General features: G+C 63.9%; 13 protein-coding genes and 1 riboswitch. Of the genes, 10 read left to right on the top strand and 3 right to left on the bottom strand.

Translation table 11 applies throughout. From position 1 onward, the window contains the following. Positions 1-6 precede the first annotated feature (6 nt). Complete coding sequence (locus tag ABVK50_RS23535; protein ID WP_353644282.1) at positions 7-1,047, bottom strand: zinc-dependent alcohol dehydrogenase family protein; 1,041 nt, start codon at positions 1,045-1,047, stop codon at positions 7-9. 125 nt (positions 1,048-1,172) lie between these two features. Continuing rightward, a riboswitch (cobalamin riboswitch) is annotated at positions 1,173-1,382 on the top strand. A 171-nt stretch (positions 1,383-1,553) separates the two neighbouring features. On the opposite strand from ABVK50_RS23535, the gene ABVK50_RS23530 reads away from it, so the two are divergent. The 5 genes from ABVK50_RS23530 to ABVK50_RS23510 all read left to right on the top strand — a co-directional run bounded on the left by ABVK50_RS23530 (position 1,554) and on the right by ABVK50_RS23510 (position 6,348). Further along, a complete protein-coding gene (locus ABVK50_RS23530) occupies positions 1,554-2,357 on the top strand; it encodes an ABC transporter ATP-binding protein (protein WP_353644283.1) in 804 nt (267 codons plus the stop codon). Next, positions 2,354-3,298 carry an ABC transporter substrate-binding protein gene (locus ABVK50_RS23525; protein ID WP_353644284.1) on the top strand — a complete coding sequence of 315 codons (945 nt, stop codon included), beginning with the start codon at positions 2,354-2,356 and terminating at the stop codon, positions 3,296-3,298. Before ABVK50_RS23530 ends, ABVK50_RS23525 begins: the two co-directional genes overlap by 4 nt. A gap of 29 nt (positions 3,299-3,327) precedes the next feature. Beyond that, a complete protein-coding gene (locus ABVK50_RS23520; protein WP_353644285.1) occupies positions 3,328-4,314 on the top strand; it encodes an iron ABC transporter permease in 987 nt (328 codons plus the stop codon). Positions 4,315-4,424: 110 nt separating this feature from the next. Next, complete coding sequence (locus ABVK50_RS23515) at positions 4,425-5,207, top strand: 3-hydroxybutyrate dehydrogenase (RefSeq protein ID WP_353644286.1); 783 nt, start codon at positions 4,425-4,427, stop codon at positions 5,205-5,207. A 10-nt stretch (positions 5,208-5,217) separates the two neighbouring features. After that, entirely contained in the window at positions 5,218-6,348 is a 1,131-nt protein-coding gene (locus ABVK50_RS23510; protein ID WP_353644287.1) for a patatin-like phospholipase family protein, read from the top strand. 10 nt (positions 6,349-6,358) lie between these two features. On the opposite strand, the gene ABVK50_RS23505 is transcribed toward ABVK50_RS23510, so the two are convergent. Next, positions 6,359-6,961 (bottom strand): helix-turn-helix domain-containing protein, encoded by a 603-nt coding sequence (locus tag ABVK50_RS23505; RefSeq protein WP_353644288.1) that lies wholly within the window; start codon positions 6,959-6,961, stop codon positions 6,359-6,361. Between the two features lie 96 nt (positions 6,962-7,057). On the opposite strand from ABVK50_RS23505, the gene ABVK50_RS23500 reads away from it, so the two are divergent. The 5 genes from ABVK50_RS23500 to ABVK50_RS23480 all read left to right on the top strand — a co-directional run bounded on the left by ABVK50_RS23500 (position 7,058) and on the right by ABVK50_RS23480 (position 14,663). Further along, positions 7,058-7,519: a (2Fe-2S)-binding protein gene (locus ABVK50_RS23500; RefSeq protein WP_353644289.1), complete on the top strand. Its 462-nt coding sequence runs from the start codon at positions 7,058-7,060 to the stop codon at positions 7,517-7,519. Positions 7,520-7,521: 2 nt separating this feature from the next. Then, on the top strand, positions 7,522-9,798 hold the full coding sequence (locus ABVK50_RS23495; protein ID WP_353644290.1) for a xanthine dehydrogenase family protein molybdopterin-binding subunit: 2,277 nt from the start codon (positions 7,522-7,524) through the stop codon (positions 9,796-9,798). 285 nt (positions 9,799-10,083) lie between these two features. Next, positions 10,084-11,217 (top strand): efflux RND transporter periplasmic adaptor subunit, encoded by a 1,134-nt coding sequence (locus tag ABVK50_RS23490; RefSeq protein ID WP_353644291.1) that lies wholly within the window; start codon positions 10,084-10,086, stop codon positions 11,215-11,217. 4 nt (positions 11,218-11,221) lie between these two features. Then, positions 11,222-14,389 carry an efflux RND transporter permease subunit gene (locus tag ABVK50_RS23485; protein WP_353644292.1) on the top strand — a complete coding sequence of 1,056 codons (3,168 nt, stop codon included), beginning with the start codon at positions 11,222-11,224 and terminating at the stop codon, positions 14,387-14,389. A gap of 115 nt (positions 14,390-14,504) precedes the next feature. Continuing rightward, positions 14,505-14,663, top strand: coding sequence for a DUF3309 family protein (locus tag ABVK50_RS23480; protein ID WP_008834744.1), 159 nt, complete (start codon positions 14,505-14,507; stop codon positions 14,661-14,663). A gap of 58 nt (positions 14,664-14,721) precedes the next feature. Here the strand turns inward: ABVK50_RS23480 and ABVK50_RS23475 are convergent, their stop codons facing one another. Further along, entirely contained in the window at positions 14,722-15,900 is a 1,179-nt protein-coding gene (locus tag ABVK50_RS23475; RefSeq protein WP_353644293.1) for an MFS transporter, read from the bottom strand. Between the last annotated feature and the right edge of the window lie 45 nt (positions 15,901-15,945).

The raw sequence follows: 15,945 nt of genomic DNA, 5'->3' as shown, positions 1-15,945 counted from the left end.
CGGGTGTCAAAAACTCGTGATGACGCCGATGCCCAGCCCCTCGAACTTGTCCATGGCCATCAGCGCTTGCGGCGCTTCGGCGAGGCTGATCTTTCTTCCAACGAGTTTTTGCGGCGCAAGCTTGCCGGTCGCGATCATGTCCATCATCGCGCCGTAGCGGAATGCCTGCATGCCGTGGCTGCCGAGAATTTCAAGCTCGAAGGCGATGACCTTGCTCATCGGCACCTGTGCCCTGGCATGGTCGCCCAGCATCAGCCCGACCTGAACGTGACGGCCGCGCCGGCGCAGATTGGAGATAGAATTGTAGCAGGTCGCGGGATGGCCGAGCGCGTCGATCGAAACATGGGCGCCGCCCCTGGTGACCTGCTTGACCGCGCGCACCACATTTTCGGTTTTGGCGGCGTTTATGGTGGCGACCGCGCCCATTTGCCGGGCGAAATCAAGCTTCTCGTCGGTCAGATCGATGGCGACGACGTTGGCGCCCATCGCTGTGGCGATCATGATCGCCGACAGGCCGACGCCGCCGCAGCCATGCACCGCGACCCATTCACCGGGTTTCGTCCGACCCTGGTCGACTATTGCGCGGAACGAGGTGACGAAGCGGCAGCCGAGGGCGGCCGCGGTGGCGAAATCCAGTTCATCCGGCAGGCGGACGAGATTGGTGTCGGCGAAGTCGAGCGCAACATATTCGGCAAACGATCCCCACGCGCTGAAACCAGGCTGGAACTGGCGCTCGCAGACCTGGTGGTTGCCCGAATTACATTCGAAGCAATGGCCGCAGCCGGCCACGAACGGCACGGTGACGCGGTCGCCGATGTTCCAATTCCTGACGTGCCCGCCAACCGCCTGGATAGTCCCGGCAAGCTCGTGGCCCGGTACATGCGGCAGCGTGATGTCCGGGTCATGGCCCATCCAGCCGTGCCAGTCGCTACGGCAGAGCCCGGTCGCCTCGACCTTTACCACCACGCCGTCGGGCGAGGGCGTGGGATCGGGGACGTTTTGCAGGCTTGGCGGCGTGCCGAATTTCTCGAAGACGACGGCTTTCATGGAGTTTTCCTGGTTGGTTCCGGCGTGCGAGACTCCGGTATATCGCCGCAATCACAGCGGCACAAACGGTGCGTCGTGACGGAGGCGAAATTGTGAGACCCATCTTGTCCCGGTCCGCGACTCCCGATAGCGTCACCCGTGATGGTTCCCCGAACGCGCGAGCGCCAGGGGTGAAAAGGGAACACGGTGCGGCTCTTTCGAGCCAATGCCGTGGCTGCCCCCGCAACTGTAAGCGGTGAGCAACGCTCGATAACGCCACTGATCCGACGATCGGGAAGGCCGAGCAATGCCGAGACCCGCGAGCCAGGAGACCTGCCATCACCTGAGTACTTGAACCGGACGGGGTGTGCCGGGAGGAAACGATGCGCGGCCGTCTCGACCCGTGCGATCCGCTTCCTTCCGCAGTCATTCGGAAGGAAAACGCGGTTGCAGAAGAATGATTCAGCCCTGTCGAGCGCTCCCACCGGAATGTGTCGGCTATCCGGCGTTGAAGTCGGAGAGCGGCCATGACCTCTCCCCTGATGACCGCATGCGAACTCAGCTATCGCTCGCAGTCGGGGCGGTTGCTCGTCGATAATGTCGATCTGCGGATAGAGGCGGGCGAAAGGCTGGCGATCATCGGCCCGAACGGCGCGGGCAAAACCACGCTCCTGCGCATGCTGGCCGGCGCGCTCGTCCCTGCCAGTGGCGATGTACTTCTCGGCGGTCGTCGCCTGCGCGATCTGTCTAACGTCGAAAGAGCGCGCAGCGTTGCCATCGTCGGCCAGATCGACCAGCCCGATCCGCGTCTGTCGGTCGTCGACTACGTGTCGCTCGGCCGCATCCCGCATTCGTCTGGGCGAAATCCGCGTGATGACGCTGGAATCGTGCAGAATGCGCTTGACTGCACTTCGATCGACGGTTTCAGCGATCGCCCGATCGGCTTCCTTTCCGGTGGAGAGAGGCAGCGTGCGCAACTGGCCCGTGCCATGGCGCAGGAACCGAAAATCCTCTTCCTCGACGAGCCGACCAACCACCTCGATCCGAGGGCGCGCGCCGAATTGCTGGACCTTGTGTCCCGCCTGCCGATCACGGTCGTAGCGGTGCTGCACGACCTGCCCCTGGTCGCCCCGTTCGCCACTAGGGTCGCGGTTATGACAGAGGGCAGGCTTCATGCCTACGGCACACCCCGCGAAACGCTGACCCAGTCCATCGTGCGGCAGGTTTTCTCAATCGACGTCTTCCGTGTGCGCCATCCGGCCGAGGATCGCGAACTGACGGTGTTCGACATCCCAACCCTTGAACGCACAAAAGGAGACCCGAGGACATGAAGACCTGCTCTCTTTCACTCGCATTTGCATTGTTCGCCGCCCCCGCATGGGCATTTCCGGTGACGGTGGACAATTGCGGAACTCCGCTGACCTTTGAAAACGCCCCCACGCGCGCCGTCATTCAGGATCTCAACATGGCGGAAATGGCGTTCGCCCTGGATCTGCAGTCTTCGATCGTTGGCCTGACCGGGATTACCGGCTGGTACAAGGTCGGCCCGGAATTTGCCGCCGAGCAGGGCTCCATCCCGGAACTCGCCCCGAAATATCCGACCATCGAGAATCTCGTGGCGGTTCAGCCGGACTTCTTCTTCGCCGGCTGGTACTACGGCATGAAGCCGGGAGGCGACGTGACGCCCGACACGCTCGCCCCCTACGGCATCAAGACGCTGGTGCTGACCGAAAGCTGTGTCCACCTCCAAAAGAACCGGTCCGCCGCCTCGCTCGATCTGCTTTTCGGCGACATGGAGAAGCTAGGAAAAATTTTCGGCAAGGAGCGCGAGGCCGAAGCTTTGATCGGGAAATGGAAAAACGAGCTCGAAGAGATCAGGAGCAAGACACCAGCAGGTGAAACCCGAGTCTTTCTCTACGATTCCGGCGAAGACAAACCCTTCACAGCAGGCAAGTTCGCGATTCCGACGGCGATGATCGAAGCGGCCGGCGGCCGGAACATCATGGCGGATCTGGAAACCAGCTGGGGCACGACGGATTGGGAGACCGTGGCGACCCGCAATCCCGAATTCCTGATCCTGCTCGACTACCAGGACGACGCCGGCTATCGCAAGCTCCTTAACTTCCTGAAGGCGCATCCGGCGATGAAGGAAACGGATGCGGTCAGGAACGAACGGTTCGTTGCTCTGCGTTACGCTGAACTCACGCCCGGGCCCGCCAACATCAAGGCCATCGGCAAGGTCGCAAAGGCCATGCATCCGGACGCGTTTTGACGGCGATGCAGGCACGATACCGCCTGAGCATGGTGGCAGGGACGGCGGCAATCGCCGCCCTGGCGCTGCTTTCAATAGCCTATGGCTCGACGGTCATCCCGGTGTCCGAGGTGGTCGCGGCGCTGGCTGCTTCGCTCGGTTTCGTGGATGGAAGCGTATCGGGTCCGGTCGGCAGGATCATTCTCGATCTGCGCCTGCCGCGGATGCTGCTCGCCATATCAGTCGGCGCAGGCCTTGGAACCGTCGGCGCTCTCCTGCAGACGGTAACACGCAACGACCTGGCCGACCCCTTCCTATTCGGCCTGTCGTCCGGGGCTGCCGCCGGCGCCGTCTCGGTCATAACCATGTTCGGCGATAGATTCGGTGTCTGGACGCTGCCTGCGGCCGCTTTCACTGGCGGAATCCTGGCCGCCGGAGTCGTCCTGCTGCTGGTCAGCCGTGTTCGTGGGCAAGGACCGGAGCGGCTGATCCTCGCCGGCCTCGCGGTCTCCTTCCTTTTCATCGCCCTGACCAATTACATGGTTTTCGCGGGCGACCAGCGCGCCGCACATTCGGTTCTGTTCTGGACGATGGGCGGTCTCGGGCTCGCCCGCTGGGACAACATCTTGCTGGCGACGGCCGGCAGCCTGCTCATCCTCGCCTTTGCCCTGTACAACAACCGCAGGCTGGACGCGCTACTGGCCGGCGAAAGCACGGCCGAAAGCCTCGGTGTGGACGTTGCGCGGTTTCGCGCCAAGGTTTTCATCGCGTCGGCGTTCTCGACGGCCCTCCTCGTCTCCGTTGCCGGCGTCATCGGCTTCGTCGGCCTGATGGTCCCGCACCTTGCGCGTGGTTTTGCCGGTCCGCTCCACGCCCGGCTGATAGCCGCCTCCGCCGTGTTCGGCGCGGTGCTGATCCTCGCCAGCGATCTTGTCGCCCGGACGCTTCTGCCGCCACAGGAATTGCCGATAGGCATCGTAACCAGTTCGATCGGTGCGTTGTTCGTGGTGGCCATGCTGCTGCGCCGGGCGGGTTGAGGCCATCGGCGCCACCGGCTTGCATGAACCGGCGGTTCGGCCGGATACGCTTCGCAATTTCGCTGCAATGCAATATGTATGCTGCGACGCAACATCATCGGAGAAGCATCATGACCGCAAGAAGGACCGCCATCGTCACCGGCTCGACCTCGGGCATCGGCCTGGCAATTGCCCATGCACTTGCTGCCGAGGGCTGCAATGTCGTCGTCAATTCCTTTTCGGATACGCCGCAGGATCACGCGATCGCCGAGACAATCGCCAAGGAGCATCCAGGCGAGGCCGTCTATATCAAGGCCGACATGTCGAACGCCTTCGAATGCCGGGCCCTGGTGGAGCGGGCGGCGGAGAAATTCGGCTCGGTCGACATCCTCGTCAACAATGCCGGCATCCAGCATGTCGCGCCGGTGGAAGAATTCCCGATCGAGAAATGGGATGCGATCATCGCGATCAACTTGACCTCGGCCTTCCACACCATCGCGGCCGCTGTCCCGCTGATGAAAAAGGCCGGCGGCGGGCGCATCGTCAACATCGCTTCGGCGCACGGGCTTGTCGCTTCGCCGTTCAAGTCGGCCTATGTCTCGGCCAAGCACGGCATTATGGGCCTGACCAAGACCGTCGCGCTGGAACTCGCCCGCGACAAGATAACGTGCAACGCGATCTGCCCCGGCTATGTGCTGACGCCGCTGGTCGAAGCGCAAATCCCCGACCAGATGAAAGCGCACGGCATGGACCGCGAGACAGTGATCCGCGAGGTCATGCTGGATCGCCAGCCGACCAAGCAGTTTGTCACGGTGGAGGAGATCGCGGCGACGGTTTCGTTCCTGTGCTCGCCGGCCGCAGCCCAGATCAACGGCACGCATATCTCGGTTGACGGCGGCTGGACGGCTGAGTGAGGACACCGCAATGACCATCAACGGCCATGCGCCGAACAAGAAACCGATCAACATAGCGCTGCAGGGCGGCGGCTCGCACGGGGCGTTTTCCTGGGGCGTGCTCGACCGGCTGATCGAGGACGGGCGGCTGGAATTCGCCGCCATCTCCGGCACAAGCGCCGGCGCGATGAACGCGGCGGCGCTGGCCGACGGCTGGGTGCGCGGCGGCGCCGACGGAGCGCGGCAGAAGCTTTACGATTTCTGGCGAGCCGTGGCGCGCAAGGGCCGCTTCAGCCCGGTGCAGCGCACGCCCTGGGACGTCGCCTGGGGCAACTGGTCGGTGGAGAACACGCCGGGCTACATCTGGTACGACACGGTGTCGCGCATGCTTTCGCCCTATGTCGCCAATCCGCTCAACCTGAATCCGCTGCGCGATGCGGTCCGGGACGAGATCGACTTCGACAATGTCCGCGCCTGCAAGGAGATCAAGCTGTTCATTTCGGCGACGAATGTCGAGACCGGCCAGCTTCGCGTCTTCAACCCGGACGAGATCGACATCGACGTGGTGATGGCCTCGGCCTGCCTGCCGCAGCTTTTCCAGGCGGTCGAGATCGGCGGCACGCCCTATTGGGACGGCGGATACGGAGGAAATCCTGCGATCTACCCGTTCTTCAAGGCGACGGAGACCGAGGATGTGCTTTTGGTGCAGATCAATCCGGTGATCCGCGAGGGTACCCCGAAATCCGCCAACGAGATCCAGAATCGCATCGACGAGATCACCTTCAATGCGGGGCTTCTGCGGGAATTCCGCGCCATAGCCTTTATCAAGGAATTGATCGCCGCCGGTCGCCTGCCGCACGGGGAATTCCGCGACATCCGCATGCACCGGATCGACGCCGACGAGGCGTTCAAGGATCTTTCGGCCTCGTCCAAGATCAATGCCGAATGGGCGTTCCTGGAATATCTGCGCGATCTCGGCCGCACCGCCGCCAGCGACTGGCTCGAGGAAAATTACGATGCGGTGGGCGAAAGGCCGACGCTCGATCTCTCCGGCGACCTCGACGAGGAGTTCCGCCCGATGCGCAGCAAGGGCCTCGGCAAACGGGTCCAGGAATTCATGGCGACGCACAAGAAGCCCGCAGCGGCGCGGCGCAGGACTTAGCGAATACGCACTAAGGCTGAATTGCGATCTCGACCACTCTGACCAGCCCGCGGGCGGCGGTGCGCTGTTCGTCGGGATTGCGCATACGCGTCTTCACGCCTTCGAGGCCGTCGAGCAGCAATGTCGCGAGAAGCCGCGCCGACAGGCCGCGGGCTTCGAGATCGACGCCGTTCGCATTCGCCTCGGCTTCGACCGCCGCCGCGATGAGAGCGCCGAGCCGCTGTTTCCAGCCGGAAACGATATCGCCGGCCAGGGTGCTCTTCATGTCGAGTATCTCGGCGCCGTGCGGCGATTCAGCGATCTGGCGCATCATCCCGATCAGGCACTCCTCGATCATCGACATCACGCGGTCGGAAAAAGCTCCGTCCTGGCGCAGTACCGCTTCGGCGCGCGATACCGCCTGATCCAAATGTTGCGCGGCGATGGCCCGGTAGATTTCGGTCTTGTTCTTGAACAGGAGATAAAGGGCCGGCCGAGACATTTCCGCGGCGCGGGCTATGTCGTCCATCGTGGTGCGAGAGAAGCCGTAGGCGAGGACGAGCCTCATCGCAGCCTCGAGAATGCGGGCTCGCTTGGGGTCGGCGGGTTCGGCGTCTGTCGTCACTTTGTTCACTTCGTCATGGTCCATTGACAATATAACAGAATTTGTCAAGTTGTCAGAGATCGGCGTCTCACGCCCGTTTCGGACGGAAAGCCAAAGGCATCCCCCATGCGCCTCATTGTCGACGGAAAATCAATAGAGTTCGAAGCAGACCCGGAAATGCCGCTCCTGTGGGCGCTGCGCGATCTCGCCGGCAAGACTGGGCCGAAATTCGGCTGCGGCATTGCCGCCTGCGGCGCATGCACGGTGCATATAGGCGGCGAGGCGGTGCGTTCTTGCACGCTGCCGGTGGGCCAGGTCGAGGGCGAGGTCACCACGATCGAGGGGCTCGCGGTCCGCGGCAAGCTGCATCCGGTGCAGCAGGCCTGGCTGGACGAGCAGGTGGCGCAATGCGGCTACTGCCAGGCCGGCCAGATCATGAGCGCGGCGGCGCTGCTCGAAGCCAATCCCGACCCGACCGACCAGGACATCGACGAGGCGATGAACGGCAATCTGTGCCGCTGCGGCACGTATCCGCGCATCCGCGCGGCGATCAAGAAGGCCGCCGCCCTCAAGACGGCGGGGATCTGATCATGGCCAGCGTCGCAAAGATCGCCCGGCGGACGTTCCTCATCGGCGCAGCAGCCGTCGCCGGCGGCGTGGCGGTCGGCTACTGGTACGTCTCCCGGCCCTATGCGAACCCGCTCGACGGCGAGCTTGCCGAGGGCGAGGCGACCTTCAATCCCTATGTGAAGATCGCTCCCGATAACACGATCACGGTGATCGCGCCGCGCGCCGAAATGGGCCAGGGCGTCTCCACGACCCTCGCCGCGCTGGTGGCCGAGGAACTGGATGTGGATCTTGCGGCGGTTAGCGTAGAGCACGGCCCTGCCTCCTTCGCCTATTACAACGCCGCCATGCTCGAAGAGGGCGGTCCGTTCCCGTTCTACGACCGGAGCCTGATGGCGGAGACAGTGCGGGGGGCGCTCGGCGGCGTATCCAAGGTGCTTGGCTTCCAGGGCACCGGCGGCTCGTCCTCGATTCGCGATGCGTTCGACAAGATGCGCCAGGCGGGCGCGGCGGCGCGCCATGTTCTGGTCGAGGCCGCGGCAGAGAAGCTCGGCGTCGCCGCCTCGGAACTCGAAATCGTTAATGGCGTGATTACCCATAAGGGGTCCGGCAGGAGCTTGACCTATGGCGAAGTGGCTGCCGCGGCAGCGATGATCGAGCCGCCTTCGACCGTGCGGCTGAAGGAAAAGGCCGACTGGAAGCTGCTCGGCAAACCGCAGCCGCGCGTCGATATGCTGGCCAAGGTGACCGGCGTGCCGATCTTCGGCGTCGACGTGGTGCTGCCGGACATGCTTTACGGCACCGTGAAGATGAGCCCGCGCTTCTGGGCGAAGCCGGTCAAGGCCGACATCTCCAATGCGGAGAAGATGCCGGGCGTGATGAAGATCGTGGCGCTCGATACGAGCTACGGCCACGGCTTTGGCGTGATCGCCGAAAATACCTGGGCGGCGTTCCAGGCGGCGGAAGCCATCGAGGTCGAATGGGACGCGGCCGGCTATCCGGCCGACAGCGCCGCGGTCTCGCGGGCGCTGCAGGATGCGCTCGCGTCAGGCGAGGGCTCGGCGCTGCGCGACGATGGCGATGTCGACATCGTCTTCGCCGACGCGCCGCGCGAAAGACTGGTCGAGGCGGCCTATGAAGTGCCCTATCTCGCCCATGCCTGCATGGAGCCGATGAACGCGACCGCGCAGTTCAGGGACGGCGTGCTCGAAATCTGGTCGCCCAACCAGATGCCGACGATAACCCGCTATCTCTGCTCGGAAGCAGTCGGCATCGAGCGCGACAAGGTCAATGTTCACACCACGCATCTCGGCGGCGGCTTCGGCCGGCGCGGCGAGATGGATTTTTCCATCTACGCCGCGATGCTGGCGAAGGAAGCGGGCGGGCGGGCGGTGAAGGTCACCTGGACGCGCGAGGAAGACATGCGGCACGACACATACCGGCCGGCGGCGGCGGGCAGGTTCCAGGCCCGGCTCGGCGATGACGGGCTGCCGGAAGCGCTCGACATGCGCATCGCTTCGCCTTCGGTGATCGGAAGCGCGCTGCGGCGCATGTTCCCCTCGATCTCGCCGCTGGGCCCGGACCGGACAATCACCGACGGGTCGCACAACCAGCCCTACGCGATCCCGAACTACCGCGTCGCCGCAATACCGGCCGACATCGGCATTCCGGTCGGCTTCTGGCGATCGGTCGGCAATTCCTACAACGGCTTTTTCCACGAATGCTTCATGGACGAGATCGCGATCGCCGGCAAAACCGACCCGGTCGAGATGCGCCGGAGCTTAATGGGCGACTGGCCAACAGCTGTGGAGGTCGTCGACAGAGTGGCGGCGATGGCGAAATGGGGCGAGCCGCTGGCCCCGGGCAGAGCGAAGGGCTTCGCCTTCACGCTCTCCTTCGGCGGCTGGGTCGCGGAGATCGTGCAGGTCGCCGACACGCCGGCCGGCATCCGCATCGAGAAGGTCTGGATCGCCGCCGATGTCGGGACCGCGCTCGATCCGGGCATCATTGAGGCGCAGTTGGTTTCAGGTACGGTGTTCGGCCTCTCCGCCGCCATGGGGCAGGAAATCACCATCGCCGACGGCATGATCGAGCAGTCGAATTTCCATGATTTCGACGCGATGCGGATTTCTCAATGTCCCGCGTTCGAAATCGCCATACTGGAGAATGCGGAACGGATGGGCGGCGTCGGCGAAATCGGCACGCCCCCTGCGGCGCCCGCACTTGCCAACGCGGTGTTCGCCCTTACCGGCAAGCGCATCCGCACGCTTCCGCTGTCGAAGGAGGTCGCCTTCGCATGAAGTCATCGAATCATGCTGACTCCTGCTGCCAATCCGGCAGGTTGCAATCTGGGGCATATCGCGGCGCGTCAGGAGGCCGGGCGCGGGGCCTGGAAATGTCAGGAAAATGCTACCTGTGATAGTGGCATGAATTTTTCTGACTGTTTTGCGGCGCGACTTTGATGTAGGTATCGCGCGCCCGCAAAGCGTCGCTTCGCGGAGCGATTGAACATGGCCCGGCGCGATACCATATCGGGGGCGCCCTTGCAGGACGCGGTCTGGCCGGCCCGACAACGGAAAACGATAATGTCGAGATTCAGGTTCCACAAGCTTGCCGCGTTGGTTGTGCTAGCGGGTTTTGTCGCCTGGACTGCGACAGGGGAATTTTCCTCGGTGGGCAGCGCCGCCAATGAAGACGAGAAAAAGACGGAAGCCGCCGAGCAACCGGCAGCGCCGTTGCGCACGGTGGCCGTGGTGACGCCGCCGCGCGTGCAGCATGCACGCGCGATACGCGTTTCGGGCAAGACCGATGCGGAGAAGCGCGTCACGCTCGCCACCCGCGTCATGGGCGTCATAGAAAGCCTGCCTGTGAAGCAGGGCCAGCGCGTCGAGCGCGGCGATCTGGTGATGCGTCTGGACGCTCGTGACAAGGAAGCAGCGGTCCGGACGGCCGAAACCGTGGTCGCACAGCGGCAGGCCGAGGCTGACGCCGCCGAGCGGCTGGTGGGGGGTGGCAACGCGCCCAAGCTCCAGGCCGACCAGGCGCGCGCCGCGCTGGCTACGGCCAAGTCGCAGCTGGAGAGCGCCAAAGCCGAGCTTGCCCAGTACGAGATGTACGCTCCCTACAACGGCGTTGTCGATCGGGTTCCCGTCCAGCCCGGCAGCACCATCCTGGCGGGCGCCGAGGTGGCGACGCTGATCAACCTCGACCCGTTGCTCGCCATCGGCGAGGTGAGCGAACGCGATCTGCGCTACCTGAAACTCGGCGACACGGCGGAAATTCGGCTGGTCGACGGCACGACCGTGACCGGCACGTTGCGGTACATCAGCCGCGATGCTTCGTCTGCGACCCGCACCTTCCGCATCGAAGTTGCAATTCCCAACGAGAACAAGGAGCTGCCGGCCGGCATGACAGCCGAGATCAAGCTGCTCGCCGAGCGCACTGACGCGGTGGTTCTGCCGCGCTCCGTCGTCACGCTCTCAGGCGCCGGCGATCTTGGCATACGAGCCGTCGACAAAGATGATAAGGTCGTGTTCTTCCCGATCGATCTCGTCGACGACACGCCGAAGGGCCTGGTGCTTGGCGGGATTCCGGCCGATGCCCGCGTCATCGTCGCCGGGCAGGATCTCGTCACCGAGGGCGACACGGTGAAGCCGGTCGAAGCCGATCAGGAGGCGATCAACAAGCTCGTCGGCGAAGCCCAGGGTGGGACGCAGTAATCCAATGGACATAGTCAAGCTTGCGATACGCAATGCACGTCTGACGCTTTCGGTCCTGCTGTTCATGGTGATCGCGGGGGCGGTTGCCTATCAGTCGGTGCCCAAGGAGGCGGAACCCGACGTCGCCATTCCGATCATGTATGTGAGCCTCGTCTACCAGGGGATCTCGCCCGAGGATTCCGAGCGCCTGCTGCTCAGGCCGGTGGAATCCCAGCTCAAGAATCTCAAGGGGCTGAAAGAGATGAAGTCCGCCGCCTATGAAGGCGGCGGATATGTTCTGGTTGAATTCGATCCTTCGACCGACCTCGGCGACGCCCTCATCGACACCCGCAACAAGGTGCAGGACGCAAAGCCCGATTTGCCCGAGGGCGTCGAGGAGCCGACCGTCAACGAGGTCAACATCTCGGAATTTCCCGTCCTTGTCGTGACTCTGTCGGGCAATGTGCCCGAGCGGGCGCTGACGACGGCCGCCAAGGCCTTGCGCGACCGCATCGAGGAAGTGCCGGGCGTGCTCGAGGGGGTCATACAGGGATCGCGCGAAGAGCTTGTCGAAGCGATCATCGATCCGGCCAAGCTTTCGTCCTACGGGCTGCAGCTCGAGCAGTTGATCCAGGGCATAGGCGCGTCCAATAGCCTGGTCGCCGCCGGCGCGATCGAAGGCTCGGAGGGCAAATATGCCATCAAGATCCCGGCCCTGATCGAGACGCCGCTGGACGTCGCCAACCTGCCTGTCGTCGCCGGGCAGAACGCCGTGGTGCGCGTGCAGGACCTCGCCCTGGTCCGGTCCACCTTCAAGGACGCGGAAACGATCACGCGGCTCGACGGTAAGCCGGCTATAGCCATCGAGGTCAAGAAGCGCATCGGCGCCAACGTGGTAGATACCATTGAAGGCGCCAAGAAGGTCGCCGACGAGTTCGTGAAGAGCATGCCGGAAGGTACCGAAGTCACTTACACGCAGGACAAGTCCGTCTTCGTCAACCAGCTTCTCAACGACTTGCAGAACCACGTCATCATTGCGGTGATCCTGGTCTTCATCGTTATCCTGTACGCGCTGTCGGGCCGCGCATCGCTGCTTATCGGCCTCGCCATCCCGTCCTCGTTCCTGATGGGCATACTGGCGTTGGCGCTGATGGGCTACACCATCAATATGATCGTGCTGTTCAGCCTGATCCTGGCGGTCGGCATGCTGGTGGACGACGCAATCATCGTCACCGAGTTCGCCGAGCGGCGTATGTCGGAAGGCATGGCGAAGGAGCAGGCTTTCGAACTTGCCGCCAAGCGCATGGCAGGTCCGGTTATTGCCGCGACCATGACCCGGATCGCGGCTTTCTCGCCGCTGCTGTTCTGGCCGGGCATCATCGGCGATTTCATGAAATACCTGCCGATCACGCTGATCGTCACGCTGACGGCCTCCATGGCCTACGCACTGATCTTCGCGCCGACCATCGGCGCCCTGTTCGCCAAGGCGCCGCTGCACGATGAGAACGACCAACGCGACGGCGCCTACATGGCGGTCGTCAAGCGCGCCGTACAATACCCCAAGACGGTGCTGGTGTTGACGCTTGCGCTGCTGGTTGCGGTGCCGGTCGCCTATTCGAAATACGGCGCGGGCGTTGAGTTCTTCCCCACCGTCGAGCCCGACTACGGCCTGCTCTACGTGCATGCGCGCGGCAACCTGTCCCTCGAGGAGATGGATACCGCCACGCGCGAGGCGGAAAGGCGCATCCTCGGCTGGCCGGGCATCACATCGGTCTACACTCGGGTCGGCAAGACGCGAGGCGGCGGCGCCGACATCCCGGAAGACGTGATCGGCGTGATCCAGTACGAATTCGTCGACTGGCGCGAGCGCAAGTCCGCGCACCAGATACTGGACGAATTGCGCGTGGCCATGGCCGGCATTCCCGGCGTCGATATCGAGGTCCGTGTGCCGGATGCCGGCCCGCCGACCGGCAAGCCAATCCAGGTGCAGCTCTCGGCGGTCAATCCCGAAGGCCTGAACGAGAGGGCGGCCGAAGTCGCGGAGGCGGTCAAGAAGGTTCCGGGCGTGATCGACGTTTCGGACGGCCTGCCGCCGCCCGGCGTCGACTGGGCGCTGGAGGTCGACCGCTCGAAGGCGGCGCAATACGGTATCAGCCCGACATCCGTCGGCACCGTCGTGCAACTCGTCACCACCGGCCTGAAACTGACCGACTATCGGCCGGCCGGAGTTGACGATGCGGTAGACATCCGCCTGCGCCTGCCCGAGGACCGCCGTACCCTGGCGACGCTCGACCAGCTCAGGGTAGAGACGGCGCAAGGTTCCGTGCCGATCTCGAACTTCGTCTCGCGCAAGGCGGAAAAGACCACGGGCATCCTGAACCGCATCGACGGCAAGCGAACGATCACCATTCAGGGCAACGTTGCATCCGGCTTTCAAGTCGCGGCTGTCCAGGCCGAGGTCTCTAATGTCGTCGGCGGCATGACCTTGCCCGGCATCGACTGGAAGCTGGCCGGTTCCAACGAAGACAGCGAGGAGGCCAGCGCCTTCCTGAGCAACGCCTTCGGCGCGGCGATCTTCCTGATCTTCATCGTACTGCTGGCGCAGTTCAACAAATTCACCAGCGTCCTGCTTGTGCTTTCCTGCGTCATCATGGCGACGATCGGCGCGCTGCTCGGCATGATGTTAACGGGTCAGGCTTTCGTGATCGTGATGTCGGGCATCGGGGTCATCGCGCTTGCCGGGGTCGTTGTTAACAACAACATCGTGCTGATCGACACCTACGACCGTCTCCGCGAAGAGGGCTGGAGCAAATACGACGCCGTGCTCCAAACCTGCCGCGAGCGTGCCCGTCCGGTGGTGCTGACGGCGCTGTCGGCCATTCTCGGCGTGCTGCCTATCGCTTTCGGTCTCGGGCTGGAGATTTTCCATCACGAGACGACGATCAATGCGCCCTCGACCCAGTGGTGGATTGCGCTGTCGTCGGCGATCGTGTTCGGCCTGTCCTTCGCGACCGTGCTGACCCTGATCGTGACGCCGTCGATGCTCATGGTGTTCACCCGCGAGACCCACAGGAAGGGCAAGCCCGGCTGGATCTCCCGGCTGTTCCGCCGCAGCGGAAAGGCCGAAACACCGGCAGCCGCCAAGCCGGTTGCAATTCCAGGCGAGGTCGCTTTCCCGAAAGCCGCGGAATAGGCGCAAGCTGTGTCAGAAAGCGGTCCAGGTGAGATAAGGAAGGCCCCGCCGGGAACCGGCGGGGCCAATTGCGCATTGTTGTCTCATTGCAACACCCGCTCCGAGGGAACATGCCATGACACTGACGACCATTTTGATCATCATTCTCATTCTTATCCTGATAGGCGCCGTGCCCGCGTGGCCGTATTCGCGCAGCTGGGGCTATGGACCCTCCGGCATCGTCGGTCTTATTCTGGTGGTGCTTTTGATCCTGCTTTTGATGGGGCGGATCTGACGTAATCAAATGAAACAGGCGCCGCTGCGGCGCCTGTTTCATTTGTCGTTCACTGAATTCATTCGGCCGGTTGCGCCGGCGCGAAATCGGCAGTGCGCGCCAGTCCAGCCATCAGGCAGACAACGATTAAAAGGCCCGCCAAGGCGATGAAGACCGGCCCGAAGCCGGTGCGCTCGCCGACGAAACCGATGGCCGAAGGGGCGACGAGCAGGCCCGAATAGCCCATTGTCGTCACCACACTCATCCCTGCCCCGGGAGACGTGCCCGGCTGGTTGCCGGCGGCGGAAAACGCGATCGGCACCATATTGGCGACGCCGAGGCCGCAAAAGGCGAACGCAGCGATGGTCAACCACGGCCAGGGCGACAGGCCCGCCACCAACATGCCCGCCGCCGCGATCAGGCTGGATACACGCAGCGTCGTCACCGCGCCGAAGCGGTTCCGGACCGCGTCACCCAGGAAACGAATGATGGCCATGGTGCCGGCGAAGAAAGCAAAGGCGAAGCCGGCGGTGGCGAGGTCGGCGCCCAGTTCCTGGTGCAGGTAGAGCGCCGCCCAGTCGAGCACCGCGCCTTCCGGCACCATCGAGAACAGCGCCACCACACCGACCAGATAGATCAGCGGGTTCTTCGGCAGCGTGAATTTGTGGTGCTCATGCGCCAGCGGTCTTTGCTCGGCGATGAGGCGGCTGAGCGCCCACGCCATGATCCCGATCGCCACCACGGTGACCGCCGCTGCATGGGGGAGGTGACCCCAGGACTGGATGGCGATGCCGCCAAGGCCGCCTCCGGCAAAGCCGCCAAGGCTCCAGAAGCCGTGCGAAGACGACATGATGGCTCGGCCCAGCCGCTTCTCGACCTCCACCGCATTGGCGTTCATGGCGACGTCCATGCCGCCGATCAGGCCGCCGAACAGGAACATTGCGGCGGCGGCGAGCGGCAGATTGGGCGCGGCCGCCACTACGAGCAGGCCGAAGGCGCCGATCGCGCCGAACCATCGCACCACCGGCCGTGAGCCATAACGCGAAATCAGGTGGCCGCACCAGGTCATCGCCGTGATCGCGCCCGCACCGAACAGAAGGATGAGCAGGCCAAGCGTGAATTCGCTGATGCCGAGGCGGGTGAGGAACACCGGAATCTGCGGCGCCCAGCTTCCGGTGAGGAAGCCATTGACGAAGAATACCGCGCCGACCGCCCAGCGGGCTCGGATAGCGGTCGCGATCAGGTTGGTGGCGTCCATGGCGAGTTCCGGGCGTTGGAGGGCGCGGCGGAAGCTAAATCGGTT

Origin of the sequence: Mesorhizobium sp. WSM2240, assembly GCF_040438645.1 — a bacterium.
GTDB lineage: Bacteria > Pseudomonadota > Alphaproteobacteria > Rhizobiales > Rhizobiaceae > Allomesorhizobium.
This window is presented reverse-complemented; position numbering and strand designations above follow the sequence as displayed.

Bases quoted from the DNA above. Each gene is read 5' to 3' on its own strand.
- ABVK50_RS23525 (WP_353644284.1), top strand. From the start codon at position 2,354: ATGAAGACCTGCTCTCTTTCACTCGCATTTGCATTGTTCGCCGCCCCC.
- ABVK50_RS23515 (WP_353644286.1), top strand. From the start codon at position 4,425: ATGACCGCAAGAAGGACCGCCATCGTCACCGGCTCGACCTCGGGCATC.
- ABVK50_RS23530 (WP_353644283.1), top strand. From the start codon at position 1,554: ATGACCTCTCCCCTGATGACCGCATGCGAACTCAGCTATCGCTCGCAG.
- ABVK50_RS23500 (WP_353644289.1), top strand. From the start codon at position 7,058: ATGCGCCTCATTGTCGACGGAAAATCAATAGAGTTCGAAGCAGACCCG.
- ABVK50_RS23510 (WP_353644287.1), top strand. From the start codon at position 5,218: ATGACCATCAACGGCCATGCGCCGAACAAGAAACCGATCAACATAGCG.
- ABVK50_RS23495 (WP_353644290.1), top strand. From the start codon at position 7,522: ATGGCCAGCGTCGCAAAGATCGCCCGGCGGACGTTCCTCATCGGCGCA.
- ABVK50_RS23480 (WP_008834744.1), top strand. From the start codon at position 14,505: ATGACACTGACGACCATTTTGATCATCATTCTCATTCTTATCCTGATA.
- ABVK50_RS23475 (WP_353644293.1), bottom strand. From the start codon at position 15,900: ATGGACGCCACCAACCTGATCGCGACCGCTATCCGAGCCCGCTGGGCG.
- ABVK50_RS23485 (WP_353644292.1), top strand. From the start codon at position 11,222: ATGGACATAGTCAAGCTTGCGATACGCAATGCACGTCTGACGCTTTCG.
- ABVK50_RS23520 (WP_353644285.1), top strand. From the start codon at position 3,328: ATGGTGGCAGGGACGGCGGCAATCGCCGCCCTGGCGCTGCTTTCAATA.
- ABVK50_RS23535 (WP_353644282.1), bottom strand. From the start codon at position 1,047: ATGAAAGCCGTCGTCTTCGAGAAATTCGGCACGCCGCCAAGCCTGCAA.
- ABVK50_RS23490 (WP_353644291.1), top strand. From the start codon at position 10,084: ATGTCGAGATTCAGGTTCCACAAGCTTGCCGCGTTGGTTGTGCTAGCG.